The organism is Vibrio cholerae ATCC 14035 (genome assembly GCF_000621645.1).
In the GTDB taxonomy this organism is placed as follows: domain Bacteria; phylum Pseudomonadota; class Gammaproteobacteria; order Enterobacterales; family Vibrionaceae; genus Vibrio; species Vibrio cholerae.
Map to the genome: position 1 here is coordinate 99176 of NZ_JHXR01000010.1, position 16245 is coordinate 115420.

Below are 16245 nucleotides of genomic sequence, written 5' to 3' on the forward strand. Positions count from 1 at the left end.
CAATTAATGTTCCATACTTTGGGAGGTCATTTTTGCTTATCAACCTCATGACTGGGCAATATATTGCCCAAAAACAACACCTCCCTGCTAGGCGGGCAAGATCTTACCTGAAAGGAAAAATTGTCATAGAAACGTCAGGAAAATATAAAACAATTCATTTTTGCGTTTCTTCTTCATTTAAAGTGAATATTAAAAGTGAATAAAGTTAATAGTGTTATTTCATTATCTCCTAATTGAGAAATCTATTAAATTAATACCCTTTCAGCCTCATAACTTAGTCGCAGAGTTTAATAGGATTAATTAGTTCATTCTTATTAAGCAATTTTTACTTAAGCGAATCCTAGACCATACATTAGAGTCAATAACCCTTTATCACGAACATTTGGCCAGAATTCACTCATATTGATGATATAACAGGCAAATACAACATTTGGAAATGATATGTTTTTGAAATGTAACATCGACCATTAATTAGGGTGAACAAATATCCCTACATTGAACTGTTGTAAGTTGAAAGAGCGATAACCAAACTACTTGGTGTTGCAGAAAGGTGGCAAGTAAGTTCATCATCATGAGCATAAATAAACTATGTGATTGGGGTGAGCGAACGTAACCCATATCGCTGCAACTTCAAGTAGGCACGGTATAGGTCAACAATCACCAATAGAAACATAGACTGACAAGTTTCACCCAAGCAGGTAAGATGCGTCTTTGCTTTACCCACTCTGTCATTTGTATGTCTGCACTGCCCGATTGCTTCACTCGTTTCACTTCTGTCATCGCTCATATCGCGCTACCCGAGCGCTTTACTTTTCCATTTTGTTATCAGCCACACCCACTGTCTGAAATTGCGGCCGATGAGCTACAGCAACATTTGCTCACTCAAACCGATTGGTATCACCCTTTTGGTTTAACGGAAACCGACCCACAAGCTCACGGCAAAATGTTTGGAGTACTGGTTGTGCAGCATCGCTCTGGAACCTTGGGTTATTTAGCGGCGTTCTCTGGTCAACTGGCTGAACAAAATCGGCTGCCGGGATTTGTTCCTCCTGTGTTTGATCGCTTTGCTGATGCGTCTTTTTTCAGAGTGGATGGCGATCAGATTGCGGCCATTAACCAACAAGTGCGAGAGCAAGAAACTGATCCGGAGCTTGCGGAACTCGCTAGTGCCCTTAAGCAATCTCAGTTACAAGCCGAGCATGAGCTGAGCCAGCGGCGTATATTGCACAACAAGCAGCGTCACTTTCGAAAACAGCAGCGCTTACAAGCAGAAGAGCTACCAGAAAAAGAAAAACACACTCTGTTGGCTCGCCTAGCGGAAGAAAGTGTGCAACAAAAGCGTCAGTTACAGTGCCTCAAACAAGAGTGGGAACAGCGTATTGCGGCTTTACAGCATAGGTTAGATCATAAACTCATGCGCATTGAGCAACTGAAACAGCAACGTAAACAGCGCTCTGCGGCGCTGCAGAAAAAACTGTTCTCCGCCTATCGTTTTACCAATATCCGTGGCGTTGAAAAGGATTTGGTTGAGCTATTTTCCGTGACCAAAAATCCGCTTCCACCCGCAGGTTCAGGCGAGTGCGCGGCTCCAAAACTATTACACTATGCGTTCCAACATCAGCTGCGACCCATTGCATTGGCAGAGTTCTGGTGGGGGCGCTCCCCCAAATCGGAAATTCGTCAGCATAAGAAGTTCTATCCTGCATGTCAGAGTAAATGCCAACCGATTTTGGCGCACATGTTAGAAGGGATGCCGCTGGAAGATAATCCACTGCTCAGCAATCCGGCGCAAGGTCAAGACATCACCATTGTGTATCAAGATGACGCCATCGTAGTGGTCAATAAGCCTGCTGAATTTCTCTCTGTCCCCGGTGTGCATGTGCATGATTCTGTGTTGACGCGCTTAAAGGCTCAATTTACCCAAGCAGAAGGGGTATTTGCCCTACATCGTCTCGATATGTCTACTTCTGGACTTTTGGTGTTTGCGCTGACGCGACGTGCTAACAAACAGTTGCAAAAGCAGTTTATTTCTCGTGCCGTCCAAAAGCGCTATGTCGCACTTATCGAAGGAAAATTAAGCGAAACACAAGGTGAGATCCAGTTGCCTTTGTGTGGCGATCTGGATGATAGACCAAGACAAAAAGTGTGCTGGCAGCAAGGTAAGCCTGCACTCACTCATTGGGAAACCGTGCAAGTGGAGCAAAACCGAACTCGTGTTTACCTCTACCCACATACAGGACGTACCCATCAATTGCGAGTACATTGCGCCCATCATCTTGGCTTAAATGCGCCGATTGTCGGTGACGATTTGTATGGCTTGCAAGACAAACGTTTGTTTTTGCATGCCGAACAACTGAGTTTTGCTCATCCCTACACTAAGCAGCCCATGACTTTCCAAGTCGATGCGGATTTTTAACCGAAAAAGAAAAGGGGCCCAATTTGAGCCCCTAACCATTCTTAAGCCACTTCGGTCGTGGTTGGTTTTAGCAACACGCTGATATCTGGTTCCTTCTGCACCACAGGGACATGGCCTTCTTCCATCGCACTTAGGTAACAACCACTCAGTTTGATGGCTAAATACATATCGGCACGCAGCACGATTCCCCCTTCAGCGGTATTGATCCCGGTGAGATCACACCAATGGCGTAAACTGCGCTTACGCCCCGCTAGAATGAGACGGATACCGCGTTTTTTCAGGATGCCATGTAAGTCAGCCAGCATCGCCATCACACTCAGATCTAAGTGGGTAAAACTGGCCACGGCATCAATGATCACACAACCCACTTGGGCGCCTTCACGCTCCGTCTGATCGAGAATACGCCGCTTAAAATAGGGCGCGTTAAAATAGGTCAGCGGTGAATTGAAACGGAAAATCACCATGCCGGGGATCGGTTTTGCTTTCTCTGAACCATCGAGTGTGCGCAGCGTTCCTTCCTCATCCAATCCCATCATTTGATCAGTGGGGCGCATCACCAATTTGAGAAATTGGAATAAACCCAGCAGTACCGCCAAAGTGATCCCTGGGATCACCCCAATCACTAACACTGCGATAAAGGTGATGAGTGCGAGGTAAAACGCATCTTTATCGCGCTTTCTTAAATTCCAAACGCCTTTTAAATCGAGCAGAGACAATGAGGCGATGATCAGCACCACGCCCAAAGCCGCGACAGGGATAAATTGCAAAGGCTGATAAGCAAAAACCGCCACCAGCGCAATAAACAAGGCTGCGATGACCGAAACCAGTTGCGATTTACCACCATTGGCGTCATTGACTGCGGTACGGGAATCGGCACCACTGATCGCAAAGCCTTGCGAAAAGGCGGCTGCGACATTCGCGACACCAAGCGCTCGGAACTCTTTATCCGCATCAATATCGTAGCCATTTTTAGCCGCAAAGCTGCGAGCGGTGAGCATCATACTCACAAAGCTCACCATCGCTAAGTTGAGCGCAGGCATAACGAGTTCACGGCTGATCCCTAAATCAAAAGCCGGAGCTTGGAACTCAGGTAAACCGCCTTGGATAACCCCCACCACTTGTACGCCCACACTTTCAAGATTCAGTGCCCACACCAGCAAGGCCGCGACCATGATTGCAAACATCGCCGCAGGCCATCTCGGCTGCCAGCGCTTGATCACTAAGTAAATCGCTAAAGTGAGCGCACTCAAACCCAAGGTTTGCCAATGCAAGGAGTACAGCAGCTCTGGCGCTTCAACAATCCGTTCAAGCAGATAACGTTTTTCATACTTGAGCCCCAATACTTTGGCAAACTGACCAACAATAATCGTCAGCGCCACCCCATTAAGCAGACCTAACAAAATCGGCCTTGAGAGAAAATCGGCGAAAATGCCCAGTTTGAGCCGACTCGCCAATATGCACCAAAAACCGGTCATGGCGGTCATGGTCATCACCAGTTGCCAGTGCTTGGTGGTATCTCCGGCAGCAAGAGGGGTAACCACGGCCGCAATCACCGCGCAAGTGGCGGCATCTGGCCCCACAATCAATTGGCGTGAGGTGCCCATCAGCGCATAGACCAACATAGGCAAAACACACGAATAAAGTCCGACAATAGCAGGCACACCGGTTAATTGCGCATAAGCGATCGCTACAGGCAGCGCTACAGCCACAACAGAAAAGGCGGCTCGTACATCATCGGTTAACCATCCCCGTTGATAATCTTTAAATTGGTAGAGTCCGGGGAACCACTGCCTTATCCACACTGCTTTCACTTCATTCACCTGCTGACACTAAATTGTCATTGTTTTGCAACATAGTTTAGCGGAAATTGCCGCAACTCTCTCGCTAATTTACTGATCTAAAATACCCTTATCTACTGATCCAACCACTACAGTTCTAAGTTTTGGGTTCTCTTGCATCAGGAAAGTATGGGACAATAGCCGCTCACTTTTTTGTGGTAGGTGGGAACGATGAACTTTCAAGCCGCTATTTTTGATATGGATGGTCTACTACTCGATACCGAACGGGTCTGTATGCGAGTGTTTCAAGAAGCGTGTACCGCTTGTGGATTGCCTTTTCGGCAAGAGGTCTATCTCTCGGTGATTGGCTGTAATGCCAAAACCATTAATGGCATTTTGAGCCAAGCTTACGGTGAAGATTTGCCAAGGTTACATAACGAGTGGCGGCAGCGTTATAACGCAGTGGTCATGCATGAAGCCATACCACATAAAGATGGGGTGATCGCACTTCTTGAGTGGCTGAAAGCCCGTTCAATCCCAGTAGCTGTCGCGACCTCTACCCAAAAAGAAGTGGCACTTATCAAGTTGCAGTTGGCTGGTTTAGATCACTATTTTGCGAACATCACCACGGGCTGTGAAGTGACTCAGGGTAAACCTCATCCAGAGATCTATTTACTCGCGGCAGAGCGCTTAGGTGTCGAACCTCAGCAGTGCCTTGCGTTTGAAGACTCGAATAATGGCATCAAAGCCGCTATGGCAGCGCAAATGCACGCTTTCCAGATCCCTGATTTAGTCAAACCGAGCCCCGAGGTGATCGCTCTTGGTCATCCTATTTGCACTAGCCTAAATGAAGTCATTGATCTGCTATCCCCCAATCACTAGGAGCTACTGTGGCAGGCGGCAAGTGAGTGACCCATTTATCAGGCACACATTTGCACAGCCTTCGGTCTTCAGTGAGAGCCAAGGACGGCTTTCATAAACAAAATCTATCAATGCATTGCTTTGCATTTCATTGTGTTACATAGTTTGGACTTATTTGCCACGCTGACGCTCTACAATGGCTAAGGAAAAGACTGTGATTTCAAAAGCACCGATGAGAATCGCGTTTGCCATTCTACTCTCACCCTTGATTATTTTTTTATTGGCTCAGCCGCTCTGGGCTCCTCTTGTCGCACAACATCTGCTTAATCAGAAATTTGCTGAGATTAATCAGTACCTAGAACAACGCAATCTGGCTTTAGACAGTATGATCACGCACCAAGTCCAGTCACTGACGTTTACTTGTAATAACCATGATCTACAGCTAATCCGTGACCCACAGTTTTACAACCGATTTGTTCGTTTGATCGGCATTGAAAATGCACAAGGTGATGGCTGTTCCACCATAGGTTATCCCATTGCTCTTGCAGAAGATTCATCCGCCGCTGAACCGACGGGCTTCACTCTCTCTGCAACACCTAAAACCCAAACGGCTTCACGAGAATTGTTGATCCAATATAGCGAACCAAGAGGCCGTGTCTTTTGGGTGGTGGATGGAAGTTGGGCGCAAGACTTATTGCGTGAACCTTGTGGTGACTGTTTTTACTTACACTTTAAGTTTTTGGATCCTATGCTCAATGAGTTGGCCATTCAGCGTGGCAACATCGCCATACTAGGGGAATCCAATCCGCTTTCTATTCGCCAGCATTCGGGTAACGCTCCTTTCCATAGTGAACAAACCCTGCTTGCTGGTGAGACTTTACTCACTTTGGCACGGCAACAGGTTTTCACTTGGGGGATCCCTCTCGCAGTACTGCTTGGCGTGTTTCTCTCAGCAAGCTATTTGATTTTACGTAACTATCGTAATTCTATTGAAGGCTTGATTGAAAAAGGCATCAGAGATGAAGAGTTTATTCCCTATTATCAGCCCATTGTCGATTCAAGAACGCAAGAGGTCGTAGGTTACGAAGTGCTACTACGCTGGCAAAAAGGCCACCAACTTGTACCCCCCAGCCTATTCATTTCTGCAGCAGAAGATTCTGGCTTGGTCGTCAAGATCACCAACCAACTTATTCAACAAGTCCATCGCGATCTCGCGCAGATCCCCGCACCACGCTGGGTCAGCATTAATGTAGTCGCCGACCACCTTGAGCAACACCATCTGACCCATTTATTGGAAGAGCTACATTGGCCATACAGTGAGCGCCTTAAATTTGAACTTACCGAACGAGTTCCGATCAAGGCCATGACTCAAGCGCAAGAGGAAGTGTTTTACCTCTTGAAAAAAGGGTATCAGTTTAAAATTGATGATTTTGGTACTGGCTACGGTGGCTTTGCTTATCTACAAAACTTACAAATCAGTAGCATCAAAATCGACAAAATGTTCGTCGATACCATCAACACCCACGATGTAAAAATCAGTGTATTAGATTCGATCATCGCTTCCGCTCAAGGAGGAAACATTGAAGTCATCGCGGAAGGGGTTGAGCACCAATACCAAGTTGATTACTTAGCAGAACGAAATGTGTTTTGGATTCAAGGCTATTTTTACGCCAAACCGATGCCATTAGAGCAAGTTTTGGCATTTGAAAAACAACCCTCGATACCATTAAACTTTGCCACAAGCAAAATATAATGAAGGAACTCGTTATGCGACAAAATGGATTAAAAGCGTTATTGGCCTTATTGAGTGCTTGGTTTAGCTCTGGAGCTCAAGCTTCCGAGCGCGCAGAGCTCGCATGGCAGATGGTCAATGAAGGTGCGCTCTTGATTGATGTTCGAACCGTCGAAGAATATGCGCAAGGACACCTCGATACGGCGCTAAACTGGCCACTGAGCGAGGTAGAAACCGCGTTTAACGCCATCGAGAAAGAGCGTCCTATCGTGCTCTACTGCCGCAGTGGCAATCGCTCTGGTATCGCTCAGAAATATTTGATTGAACAAGGCTATACTCGAGTGCATAACGGTGGTGGTTATGAAGAAATGCGCCAAGCAGCGAACAAATAGCTCCGCTGCTTAGCCTAAAGCGTGAGTGCTTTAACGTTAGAGAGTCACCGCTAAGCGTTGGCCTTTGGCGCTACTTTCTAACGCTAGCTCAATCAGTTGGATCGATTGCAGCGCCGACTCTGCACTCACGGGATTGGATGCACCATTTCGGATTGCCTCAACCACTTGTGTGAAATAGTGCTGATAGCCCCCAAGCTCAGTGATGACGTTTTCATTCCCCTCTGCGTGATACAAGATGCCATATTGTTCGGGCATTTCCTGCGACCACTGAGGGTGAGTAGGACGCTCTCCGGCTTTCAAACGATCTTCCTGCGGATCTAATCCATACTTCACGTATTTACCTAGGCTGCCGAGGACTTGATAACGCACATTAGGCTCTGGGCTATACAAGTTCGCGTGTAAGCGCACCACATGCTGTGGGTAATACAATTGCAGATCAAAGTAATCTAGGGTGGTGGCGTCTGGTCGCATCATCCGGCAATCTGCGGATAACGACTGCGGAAGACCAAACAACACTAGGGCTTGATCCAGTAAGTGGGGGGCTAAATCAAACAAAATGCCTCCCCCTTCTTGCGCTTGTTCCCGCCAACGCTGACGAACTACAGGACGATAGCGATCAAAGTGCGATTCGAATACCTTCACGTCACCGAGTTGTCCTTGCTCAATCAGCTTTTTGACCGTCAAAAAATCCCCGTCCCAACGACGATTGTGGAAGACACTCAATAGCAGCCCTTGCTGCCTCGCAAGTTCAATTAAGGTGCGGCCTTGTTCAATCTGCGTCACAAACGGCTTTTCGACAATCACGTGCTTACCATGCTCTAAAGCGAGTTTCGCCAGAGGAAAATGCACATTATTTGGCGCGGTGATAATCACCAAGTCGACATCACTTTCAGTGATGAGCCGCTGCGCCGAATCAAAGTAGGCGATCTGTGGCCAATCTTCTTGTACCACTTGCTGCTGGCTGGAGCTGATCGCGCTTAAGGTGAGCGATTCTAACGTGTCAATAAACGGCAAATGAAACGTTTTTGCAGAGTATCCATAACCGACAACGCCAACCTTAAGTGGGGTATTGGGCATAGCAAGTCGCCTCCAATGGCTTCGCGGCGATTAGGCCGCTGAAATATAGTGTCGTGGTGAACGCTTTTGATGACGCAGCTCTTGGATAAGCGCATCCACATCCAATTCGATGTTAAAGCGCCGTTTGAGATTGGCCAAAAAGATTGGATCTTCACACATGGCTTTTTCCGGTTGATCGCTGATTTTCGCCACCGGGCGACCTTGACACTCAGCAAGCTTAATCACAATCGAGAGTGGGCGATACTCCACACCCGCCGCGTTGCGCCAATTTGCTAAATCATTGGTTAAAAAGGTGCCGATCCCGAAAGAAATCTTCACCCGTCCAGCAAAATATTCACACAGTTCCAGAGCTTGATCGAAATCTAAACCATCCGAGAAAATGAAAAGCTTGGTGGTAGGATCAATACCCAACTGCTGGTAGTGGGCAATCATTTTATCGCCCCAACGGAATGGGCAGCCCGAATCATGGCGCACTCCATCATAAGCGTTTGCCAGATGACGGTTGAAATCATTTAAAAAGGCATCGATGGTTAAAGTATCGGTCGGGGCAATGGCGAGCATACCATCAAACGCCGTCAACCAGCGCTCTAGCGCCACTTGTTGTGAATCGCGCTCATTAACCAAAGCTTGATGCCCCATAAACCATTCATGGGCGATGGTGCCAATCGGCTTTAAATCAAATTCACGAGCGAAATGGTAGTTGCTGGTACCCAGCACCCATTGTGGGATCTCTTGCTTAAGACAAGCCAACACATCACGCTGTACTTGGCTAGAAAAGCGGCGGCGGGTCCCCATTTCGGTCAAAGAAAAGTTGTTGATCCCACGACGCTCAATCTCCGCTTTTAATTGGTCAAGCTTGGTTTTGAGCACCTTCAGTGGTAAATCAGCAGGCACCTCAGCCCAACGCTGACGGCTGCGTACTTCAGATACGATCGCCATGACTAAGGTTTCATACAAAATCGTGTCACGCCAACTGCCACGAATACTGATCCGCAGTTGCTGTTTTCCGCCTTGTTTGACAATCCCCATTTCTACTTGCTCTTGAGGCACAAAATGGAAATAACGCAACGATTGCAAGAAGGTCGCCTTGAGATGTGGCGCATGCTGAGTCAAATAATGAATATCGGCATCCGAAAAACGCAATGTGCCAAGATGAGCTATCTCTTGACGGATGGCATCAAGAAGTCCGCTGGCATCCTCTTCACTGCGTACAATCAATTCATAGCGCACCGACACATCCGGATAAAAATGGTGTATCGCTTGCATCATATTGATTTTATAAGCATCAAGATCGAGCAGGCTACGAATGATGTGGGGAGAAAACAGGCGTGGATTCATGATTGCCGTCCTTCAGTACACTTCGGATGTTAGTAACATTTTGTTGCTAACTTTTGCAGGCACGATAATGGAGCCCTCTATGTTTGTCAACTTTTGTGACAAACCCACAATAAAGAGAAGGAATCTTCGGTTAAAGCACAGCCAGCACGCCTTCTATACCCAAACTGCTTGGAGTTGCAGGTAGGCGGCAAATGAGTGAATCCCCATGAGCATAGGTACACGATGTGATTGGGGTGAGTGAATGCTGCCAACACCGCTGCAGCTTCAAGTAGGAAGGGTATATGGTATTCAGTCTGCTATAAACTGCCCAACATTCAGTTAATCACATTTTGTTATTTACATTTGACCCTTACCATTCAGTTACCTAGAATAGCCGCACCCTAATGTAGGAACCTTGTATGATTGTCACCATTGATATGATCTGTTTGCGCCTTGCCCCCAAGGGCATTGAGACCTTGTTGGTCAAACGCAGCAATCCAAACCGCCCTGATTGCGGTCTTTGGGCGATTCCCGGTGGTTGGGTGTTTGATGAGGATCTCAGCGCACAAGGTGGCGAACCCGCTGACAAAGATTTTGATTCCGCGCGTCGGCGCATCTGCCGCCAGAAAATCCATACTTACCCCAACTTCATCAGTGATCCTTTGGTGGACGGTAATCCTAAACGCGATCCAAGCGGTTGGAGCATCAGTATTTCTCACTATGCCCTGCTCAATCATTCCAACGTCACGCAGATTGAAGAGGCTGAGATGGATAAGAGCCGTGTTAATTGGTTTGCACTAGAGACGATTTTGCAAGGTAAACAAGTTCTGGCGTTTGATCATGTGGCGCAAATTCAGCATGCATGGAAAAAACTGCGCGCAGCGGTTGAGTACACTTCTGTAGTGCTGTTCTCACTTGAGCTGGAGTTTTTGGTGGCGGACATTATTGAGGCTTACGCCAAATTTGGAGTGGACGTCAATCGCATGACGGTAAAACGTCGGCTGATCGATACCGGGGTAATTGTCAGTACCAATAAAATTGCCGCCTCTAGCAAAGGTAAAGGCGGCAAACCTGCGACGGTTTATCGCTTAGCCAGTAACGAAGTCATCTATTTTCAGACTTGCTTGCGTGGCTAAAAAACTAAACACTTACGGGAAGGTGATTTGGAACTGGTTCAAGGTGCCCAATTTGCCACCGAAGTGATCTTGGATCTCAAGACGCCACTCTCCTTCAGCAGCAGACGGATCAACATCATTTAGCGTGAATTGCACGTTATAGCTTTGGCCACGATCATAACGGTTTGCTTGCTTCAATACCCAATAGCTTCCATCTGGAGCAAACAGCCTAATGCTCAGATCGCCACGGTATTCATGGGTAATATCAATCGCAACCTGCGCCGTGCTGGATTGCTGAGCACTTACTACGATCGGCAAAGTCAGGATCTTCATATCCGGTAGTGCAAGCGGGCCTTTTATCGTAAAAACGTTATTCGTATTGTCTGTCGGTTCTGTATCCCCAGGATTTCCATCATCAACCGGAGGCTTTGTACCCGTATAGACTTGCGCAATATGTGGAGCCGTGAGGCCTATCGCACGTACTGAGTTAGCATAATCTTTCACACCACAAGGAGCACCTTCACACTGTAAATTGGGGCTAGAGAACTTATAACTGCGCCCCACGCCAAATAAGTGCGGGTATGCCATGATGGTGGCAAATTGCCCTTTAATCCCATAACCATAAGCATCGACTTCTGTGCCATTATTATGATGAGGTAACTCTCGGTACTGCTCATGAGCGTGGTTCAAACCAAAGTTATGCCCTAATTCATGGATAAAGGTTTCCGCGCCACACTCATTTAAATAGCTGTGGCTATACATGCTTTTCTTTGCATTTTGTGGATATTTCCACGCTGAAGGGGCCACAATCCAAGCCAAACCACAGCTTATCGAATAAGAACCATTCGGTTGACGTTCGTAGTCGGGCGAATTGTTAACATCAAGGTAACGAAAAATAGCCACCATATCCGCCCCAACTTGTTGACGGTAAGCTTCAACATCCGCAAAAGCTGGGTCGATCCGATTAAATGGAGTTGCAGCATCAAGCACTTCACTCTGAGATTTCTTCAATCCCGGTTGTGTGTCGTATTGCACTTCTTTGGTTGCGGCTAAATTAACCTTGATATCCAGACCACTGTCTTTAAGGACTTTGTTCGCTACGTTCACACTGTGCTGCATTTGAGCGACATGCTCTTGCTTAAACCCTTTCGCAGTATCTGGGGTGTATAAGCCTAATACATCAATTTCGGTCGTAGCCCAAATTGCGGGTGAGCAAAGTCCGACACTTACGGCCAGTGCCAATGACGCCTTTTTCATGATAACTCCTAGTTTTTGTGTAAATGCGCGATAAGCGCGAGGTTAATGAGCGCGATCGTGCGATTGCGTATCGTGCTCGAAACCATGGCTATCAGGGACTTGGTACACCCATGCTTGGTGTCCGACCCCTTCTATTTTGATAGAACCTTGGGGATGACCAATAAAACCCATGATGGAATGTTGGCCAAAAGTGAATGTCACCGGAAAAGTGCCACCCTGCGTCTCAAAGTTTCCGGCCCATGTTTGTATGCCTTGAGCTTGAGTTTGCGCCTCATCAATCAGAACTCGAATACTCTCTCCATTTGGCAGCGGCAAAGTGGCTGAATCCCCCGCCATTAACACGCGAAACTGATCGATATTTTCAAACTCAATCGCTTGAATATCAGTGACGGCTTGGCTCTTCGGCTTCAGGTCTGCCAGTTCAGGCGTAGGATTGATGGGCAGCCAGACTTGCTCTAGGTTTTGTGGCTCGATCACGCGAGGAGCTTCACCTTGCTCTTGCACCTCTTCCTGTTCATTCACAACCCGATTTTCCGTTGACTCAAGCTCAACAGCAGGGTGTTCGTGAATCGATAACTCAATCTCAGGTGCCGGTTTCGGAGCGATGACGTGCTCCTGCCGCTCATCAGGCAAATTAGTACGCGGTGTGCTTGAATAGGTAAAATAGAGTAAAGAAATACCTAAAAAAAATAGAACAACAAACGATAAAAATAACATTCTTGATAACTTCATTTGATACACATACGTGATGAATAAGTGTTGCTGTTATAAATAAAAACGACATAGGATCACAATCTAGATTGTGTGACTTTGTACCAGAAATAAAAAACAACATAATGGAATTAAATAAATCACTGAATGGTGATCAAATTTTATCAATACGTCTATTTATCATAATTTAATTCATGACATTGATTTGAATATTTCATGACATGGTTAAAACAGTCTAACTTAGATAAATAAAAAGCCTGCAAATGAGATTGCAGGCTAAAGTGAGTGAATTCGTTACTTAATTACTTTCTAAAAGTGGTTCTCGTTCATTTTCGACGACATGATCTATCCACCGATATAATCCGTTCGCCACGACTCGACCCGATTTGGTCAAACCGTAATAAACCGTCACGGGTATGGTAGGCTGCTGCTCACGCCATACCCAGCCAATCTCTTCAAGCATCTTCAATCTGTGGCTTAACATTTTTGCTGAAATGCCATTCAATGAATATTGAAGTTCACCAAAACGAGCGGACTCAGAAGAGTCTAAATGCCAAAGTATATGCGTGACCCACTTCGTTGATATTCTCTCTAACTGCTGTAAGGCAACAGTATCATTAATGGGTATTCTTGGTGATTTGATATTTACGTCCACGAATATTCTCTATTTTGCTGTGTTTGATTTACCATCATAACACTGGAATAGATTCATTAAAATTATTCGCTCATCAATAATTCGGTTACAAATAGTTAGTAGATATATTATATCTCCCTTAATCTACATATTAGAAAACAGTAATTAGTACTTTTATTATATGAATATCAAACACCCAATATACAAGAAACATACTTGCAACATAAAACAGATAAAAATGCGACGATTTACATCAAGTCTTGTTCTGATTTTTTGAATAAGCAATCATCATGGTGAACTTTCTCTAGGCCTTTAGCCAAACGACTTGGAGTTACAGGTAGGAGACAAGTGCGTTCATCCTCATTAACATATTTAAACCATGTGATTGGGTTGACCGAACGTAGCCAACACGGCTGCTCCATGTAGGAAGGGGGCAGACGAAAAATGAGCTCCTACCTTTTTATTCCTATTCAAGCATGGTTAGATAATAGGCCTTACCCTCGGCAAAGGTTCTGCGACTGATGAAGATTGTAATACTGCACGGTTTGTATATGCATGGTTTGGTTATGCAACCTCTCGCGCAACGTCTCAATAAACTCGGATATCAGACAGAAGTGATCAGCTACAACACTTTAGCCATCGATGATGAAAAAGTATTTCAGACCATAGACAGCGCACTAGCACAAGATCGCATCAACGTGTTGGTAGGACATAGTTTGGGTGGATTGATGATCAAACATTACCTACGTTCTCGTCACCCTTCACCCAATGTGATTTCTCATGTGGTTGCTTTGGCCTCCCCCCTTAAAGGGGCATCGATTGTCCCTAAGATCCAGCAGTTAGGGCTAGGAGCTATGTTAGGTAACGCACATCTGTATGGCTTGCAATTGCATCAAGATAGCTGGGAATTGCCACAACGGCTGGGTTGCATTGCAGGAACATTGCGTTTCGGATTTCGCCCAATCTTACTCGGTGGCTCAGGAATGTGTGATGGCACGGTCACGGTTGCCGAGACTCAAATCTCAGGAATGACTGATCATCTTCTCTTGCATCAAAGCCATACTGGATTGGTTTACAGCCATAAAACCGCCCGTCAAATTGACTACTTCATTCGCCACAATCAATTTCAGCATAAAAAAATCCCCGAATGAGGTGATAAGCCTCTATTCGGGGGAGCCAGGTGAATAATGCGCTTGGCAAAAGAACCACTCTCAACGCATGGATAGAAGGAGAAAGTGGTTGGTCACAGCGGTTCTGTGACACACAATCTATCACTCACTCTGGCGTTTCGCAGGCTGTTTATCCCAATTGGTTTAATAGCTTAATCCGATGACTTATTATCAATAGCTTGAATATAAAGCGCTTTTTGATGAAGCAGGCAATCGACCACCTTAAAACGTGCTGCTTTGACCAAATTGGCTAAGGTTTGTCTTGATACCTGCATTTGCAATGCAGCCTGCTGTTGCTGCAAGCCAAGCTGATCAACTAATCGCAACGCTTCCAGTTCATCTGGGGCTAACTCAACACGAGCGAGCTGTCTGATAGGAACACCGTTGGGTTTAAAACACGATGCTGGCGGATGACACTCAATTCGGCGCGGAATTTTAGGACGAGCCACGAGAAAGATTCCTTTTGCTATTCACCGGGCTATTGAAAAGCAAATGCAGAGGGAATTCAACTGACAGATGACTCAGACAGCATAACTTCAGGCATTAGTCCAATTGGCCGCATAAACTGCCCACTTAACAGAACACAGGCCATTTCTGGCAATCTAATCGATTTGCTGATTGCATATTTTCGCTTTGTAGCCGAGAGTGAGTGCTCTTTAGATTGAAGGAGGGAGAAGTATGTCGTTGGTGAACTTGCTGCAACTGCTCTGTTTGGCTGCGATTTGGGGCGGATCATTTCTTTTTATGCGTATTGCTGCCCACAGCTTTGGTCCCGCTTACCTGATAGAAGCTCGCGTAGGATTTGCCGCACTCAGTCTCTTTTTAGTGGCGCAGCTACTCAGGCGATCACTGCCAATACGCCAGCATTGGCCACATTTTTTGATTTTGGGCTTAATCAATACCGCCGTTCCCTTTTTACTGTTTGCTTATGCGGCGTTAACTCTAAATGTTTCAACACTCTCCATACTCAACTCCACAGCGCCCATTTGGGGAGCAGTGATTGGCTTTCTCTGGCATGGTACTCCTCTCTCCCGTAAAGCGGTGGCTGGGCTTCTGCTAGGCGTAAGCGGTGTGGCGGTTATTGTAGGATGGGATATGGTGGCGATAGGACATCACGCTGCGCTACCGATGGTATGCGCCGCGCTCGCAGCAGCCAGTTACGGCTTAGCCACCAACTACACCAAACAAGCACCCCAGCTCTCCGCGTTTGAAAATGCCCATGGCAGTATGTGGGCCGCGTGTTTATGGGTTGCTCCACTGATGTGGTTTGTTCCTCTACGTGAAACGCCTTCCAGCTTAGAATGGGGAGCGGTGATATTGCTTGGGGTCATTTGTACTGGGTTGGCTTACTTAATCTATTTCCGTTTGGTGAAAGCCATTGGTGCGGCATCCACACTTTCCGTTACCTTCCTCATCCCCGTTTTTGGCATCTTGTGGGGCTACTGGATCCTCGATGAACCGATAGGGCTCAACACCCTGTTCGGTACTTTACTAGTCTTGGCAGGTACCATGTTGGTTACCGGTTTTTCTCTACGTAACGCCCGACTTTCACGCCAACCGCAACCGCATTAACCCTCTTCACCCCCGCCATTTTCACCCGTTGAGAATGGCGATTTTTGTTGCATATGCAAACTTATATGTTGCATTTGATAATAAAGACAAGATTTAAAGCTAAAACTTTGTTACCAAATACGACAAAAACCAGCCATTTAAGTGATAAAGATCACAACCAAACAGCGAGATTTGCTTTTTATTTTCGAGTTTTTGATTACGCCTGCTAACCTCC

At 46.3% G+C, this 16245-nt stretch carries 14 protein-coding genes; 7 read left to right on the forward strand and 7 right to left on the reverse strand.

The window, feature by feature from the left end; all coding sequences use genetic code 11:
- Nucleotides 1-736: 736 nt before the first annotated feature.
- A complete protein-coding gene (locus T411_RS0107355) occupies nucleotides 737-2416 on the forward strand; it encodes an RluA family pseudouridine synthase (RefSeq protein ID WP_001275247.1) in 1680 nt (559 codons plus the stop codon).
- A 41-nt stretch (nucleotides 2417-2457) separates the two neighbouring features.
- Here the strand turns inward: T411_RS0107355 and T411_RS0107360 are convergent, their stop codons facing one another.
- Nucleotides 2458-4236: a SulP family inorganic anion transporter gene (locus T411_RS0107360; RefSeq protein ID WP_001006513.1), complete on the reverse strand. Its 1779-nt coding sequence runs from the start codon at nucleotides 4234-4236 to the stop codon at nucleotides 2458-2460.
- A 189-nt stretch (nucleotides 4237-4425) separates the two neighbouring features.
- Here T411_RS0107360 and T411_RS0107365 point away from each other — a divergent pair, with 189 nt between their 5' ends.
- From T411_RS0107365 to T411_RS0107375, 3 genes are all read left to right on the forward strand, one after another.
- Entirely contained in the window at nucleotides 4426-5076 is a 651-nt protein-coding gene (locus T411_RS0107365) for an HAD family hydrolase (protein WP_001010777.1), read from the forward strand.
- A 175-nt stretch (nucleotides 5077-5251) separates the two neighbouring features.
- Nucleotides 5252-6808 carry an EAL domain-containing protein gene (locus tag T411_RS0107370; protein ID WP_001882958.1) on the forward strand — a complete coding sequence of 519 codons (1557 nt, stop codon included), beginning with the start codon at nucleotides 5252-5254 and terminating at the stop codon, nucleotides 6806-6808.
- A 14-nt stretch (nucleotides 6809-6822) separates the two neighbouring features.
- The gene (locus T411_RS0107375) at nucleotides 6823-7179 is read left to right on the forward strand and encodes a rhodanese-like domain-containing protein (RefSeq protein ID WP_001249602.1); all 357 of its coding nucleotides are present in this window, start codon (nucleotides 6823-6825) and stop codon (nucleotides 7177-7179) included.
- A 36-nt stretch (nucleotides 7180-7215) separates the two neighbouring features.
- Here T411_RS0107375 and T411_RS0107380 read toward each other — a convergent pair whose 3' ends face one another.
- Together T411_RS0107380 and pncB are read right to left on the reverse strand one after the other, a co-directional pair.
- Nucleotides 7216-8256, reverse strand: a complete 1041-nt coding sequence (locus T411_RS0107380; RefSeq protein ID WP_001134027.1) for an oxidoreductase — start codon at nucleotides 8254-8256, stop codon at nucleotides 7216-7218.
- Between the two features lie 30 nt (nucleotides 8257-8286).
- Nucleotides 8287-9594, reverse strand: coding sequence for a nicotinate phosphoribosyltransferase (pncB, locus tag T411_RS0107385; protein WP_001069589.1), 1308 nt, complete (start codon nucleotides 9592-9594; stop codon nucleotides 8287-8289).
- A 398-nt stretch (nucleotides 9595-9992) separates the two neighbouring features.
- On the opposite strand from pncB, the gene T411_RS0107390 reads away from it, so the two are divergent.
- A complete protein-coding gene (locus tag T411_RS0107390) occupies nucleotides 9993-10709 on the forward strand; it encodes an NUDIX hydrolase (protein WP_000637371.1) in 717 nt (238 codons plus the stop codon).
- A gap of 12 nt (nucleotides 10710-10721) precedes the next feature.
- On the opposite strand, the gene T411_RS0107395 is transcribed toward T411_RS0107390, so the two are convergent.
- From T411_RS0107395 to T411_RS1000000120115, 3 genes are all read right to left on the reverse strand, one after another.
- The gene (locus T411_RS0107395; protein WP_000710203.1) at nucleotides 10722-11945 is read right to left on the reverse strand and encodes a zinc-dependent metalloprotease family protein; all 1224 of its coding nucleotides are present in this window, start codon (nucleotides 11943-11945) and stop codon (nucleotides 10722-10724) included.
- Nucleotides 11946-11987: 42 nt separating this feature from the next.
- Nucleotides 11988-12677 (reverse strand): hypothetical protein, encoded by a 690-nt coding sequence (locus T411_RS0107400; RefSeq protein ID WP_001997721.1) that lies wholly within the window; start codon nucleotides 12675-12677, stop codon nucleotides 11988-11990.
- Between the two features lie 277 nt (nucleotides 12678-12954).
- Nucleotides 12955-13311 carry a winged helix-turn-helix transcriptional regulator gene (locus tag T411_RS1000000120115; protein WP_000382996.1) on the reverse strand — a complete coding sequence of 119 codons (357 nt, stop codon included), beginning with the start codon at nucleotides 13309-13311 and terminating at the stop codon, nucleotides 12955-12957.
- A gap of 500 nt (nucleotides 13312-13811) precedes the next feature.
- On the opposite strand from T411_RS1000000120115, the gene T411_RS0107410 reads away from it, so the two are divergent.
- A complete protein-coding gene (locus tag T411_RS0107410; protein ID WP_000706545.1) occupies nucleotides 13812-14441 on the forward strand; it encodes an esterase/lipase family protein in 630 nt (209 codons plus the stop codon).
- 170 nt (nucleotides 14442-14611) lie between these two features.
- Here the strand turns inward: T411_RS0107410 and T411_RS0107415 are convergent, their stop codons facing one another.
- A complete protein-coding gene (locus tag T411_RS0107415; RefSeq protein ID WP_000113593.1) occupies nucleotides 14612-14908 on the reverse strand; it encodes a DUF134 domain-containing protein in 297 nt (98 codons plus the stop codon).
- Nucleotides 14909-15137: 229 nt separating this feature from the next.
- Here T411_RS0107415 and T411_RS0107420 point away from each other — a divergent pair, with 229 nt between their 5' ends.
- Nucleotides 15138-16031 carry a DMT family transporter gene (locus T411_RS0107420; protein ID WP_000060640.1) on the forward strand — a complete coding sequence of 298 codons (894 nt, stop codon included), beginning with the start codon at nucleotides 15138-15140 and terminating at the stop codon, nucleotides 16029-16031.
- Nucleotides 16032-16245: the final 214 nt, after the last annotated feature.